Below are 2,260 nucleotides of genomic sequence, written 5' to 3'. Positions count from 1 at the left end.
TCCCGACATCGACCTCTCCAATCCGTTAGAAGGACTCAAAGACAAGTCTTCCAATCTCATCCCTAATCTAGATGTGAATAACCCGCTAGAAGGGATTAAGGACAAAACTGGCGACTTTATTCAAGGTGGTGGCGCAGCCGTCGCTGCTGGCGGTGCGGCCATTGCTGGCGGCGCGAGCAACTTTTTCAACCGCGACAATTCCGAATCGTCCGATCTCAACCTCGAAATACCCGAGGTCGATGTTAAAGGTACCGCAGCAAACATCCAAGCTAAAGCTGGCGATCTCATCCCCGACGTCAATCTCAATCCAGCTGGCGACGGTGGCTTATTCGATCGCGTCGGTGATTTTCTCAAAGATGGTGGTGGAGCCGCTGCGGCTGGTGGTGCTGCGGCATTAGCTGGCGGTGCTGCTCTAGCTGGCGGCGCGGGTAAATCGGTCAATAACTTCTTTGGCGGTCAAAAGGAGTCGGATTTGTCTGAAGACTTGTCCCTCGAAGACTTTGCCAACGACGATCCGTTTAATTTTGGCACTCCCTTGGAATCTGCCCCGGACAAAGCTGCCGATGCTCTCGATCTCCAAGCCGATCCGTTTGACTTTGGCAATCCTTTAGAAGGTCTTAAAGACAAAGCTGGCGACTTCCTCAAAGGTGGCGGTGCTGCTGCTGGCGCGGCGGGAGCTGCGGCTGTGGCTGGTGGCGCAGCTCTATTTGGCGGGGAGAAAAAAGTAGATATCTCCGAGTTGCAAATTAATGCTGAAGATACCTTCGATCGCGATTTAGAAGCCATCAACCTCGACGATTTGGATGAAGATCCCTTTGCGGGCTTGTCCGATCTGCTGGGCGAAGAAACTGGCGACATGGAAAAAGACACGATCTCCCAAGAATCTGGCTTTCTAGACAGCTTTAAAGACAAAGCTGCTGGATTGTTAGACGATGGCAAAAACCTTGGCGGTGCGGCCTTAGCAGGCGGTGCAGCCGCAACAGTCGGTGCCGGACAAGCCTTCCAATCTTTCTTTGGCGGCAAAGAGACTCCCACGGAAGATCGCAGCGGCGATCTGTCGGGAAATCTCTACAGCGAAGGTCAAATCACCCTCGTTTCGCCTAGCCCGACGCAAGCCTATGCCCACTGGGAAATTCCCGTTCGCCTCAAACGCCAGTTGCGCGAACAAGGCGGTCAGAAACTGGTCGTCCGTCTTTATGACGTCACCAATTTTGATTCTAATATCGAGTTACCGTCTACATTCCAAGAGTTTGAATGTAGCGATTCTGCTTGGGATTTGGAAATTCCGATCGGTCAAAGCGAACATCGCTACCTAACTGAAATCGGTTATGTAACCGCAGATAGTCGCTGGTTGATGCTGGCGCGTTCGGCTCCGCTCTGGATTGGCGCAAACCGAGGCTAATCAACAATTAACTCAACAAAGAGCCGCAACTTCTCAAGATCGAGAAGTTGCGGCTCTTTGTTGCTTCTATCTGCGCTCTGTCGATCGCAACGATTCTCGCAATCGCAATAAAGTTGCGGTCTGATACAGATTCAGCGGCAGCAGCGAAACGCCCTCCAGTCGCGATTGCACCCAACCTTCCCCCCAATACCATTCGTGGAAACCATCGACACCCTGACTCAGTAAGAGGCGCAAACATTGGGAATCGACCCGATCGACTTGCAACTTGACCGCGACAGGGCCGAAACTAGTTTCAAATGTCGTGCCGACTGTCAGCAGATCTTGATTGGCAAACTTCATTTGTTGGGGAAATAGCCACTTAGTTAGTGATGATGGCGATAATAAGCGATCGCGAATCGTACTAGGGGTAGCTGGTACTTCAATCCGCAATTCACTTCGTTGAAAATTACCAAGCATGATGAGATCTTAGTTAAAGGTGGATCGCGCGCGTCGATACTAGCTGATGCTAGTAGCTTGTGGAATTAGTGACACGCAGCATGTAGTTATATCCTAACGCTAAATTAATTACTCGATTCGCTCTAGTCTGAGGCGATGTTTGAAAAGTCTAATTGCTTCGTTCCTGGTGGGTAAATCCCCCTGCTTGGTGCAACACATGCGGAGGGAACCTCCGCGTGGTTGCATCCGCTAAATCCCTCTTAAAAAGGGGGACTTTCGATCCGGTTCCCCCCTTTTTAAGCTACCGTGTATACACATCTTTGGTGAGAAGCGAAATTGGTGTGAATCCCCCTAAATCCCCCTTAAAAAGGGGGACTTCCGGATCTTTTTCCCCCCTTTTTAAGGGGGGTTAGGGGGGATTCA

The 2,260-nt window shown here is 51.0% G+C and carries 2 protein-coding genes; one reads left to right on the top strand and one right to left on the bottom strand.

Going from position 1 to position 2,260, the window contains the following annotated elements:
• A partial coding sequence (locus RMO84_RS05075) for a DUF4912 domain-containing protein (RefSeq protein WP_310487389.1) occupies positions 1-1,402 on the top strand: 1,402 nt, incomplete at its 5' end.
• A gap of 66 nt (positions 1,403-1,468) precedes the next feature.
• Here the strand turns inward: RMO84_RS05075 and RMO84_RS05070 are convergent.
• Positions 1,469-1,858: a hypothetical protein gene (locus RMO84_RS05070; RefSeq protein ID WP_310487388.1), complete on the bottom strand. Its 390-nt coding sequence runs from the start codon at positions 1,856-1,858 to the stop codon at positions 1,469-1,471.
• Between the last annotated feature and the right edge of the window lie 402 nt (positions 1,859-2,260).

This window comes from Chamaesiphon sp. VAR_69_metabat_338, assembly GCF_031423935.1.
Taxonomy (GTDB): Bacteria; Cyanobacteriota; Cyanobacteriia; order Cyanobacteriales; family Chamaesiphonaceae; genus Chamaesiphon.
This window is presented reverse-complemented; position numbering and strand designations above follow the sequence as displayed.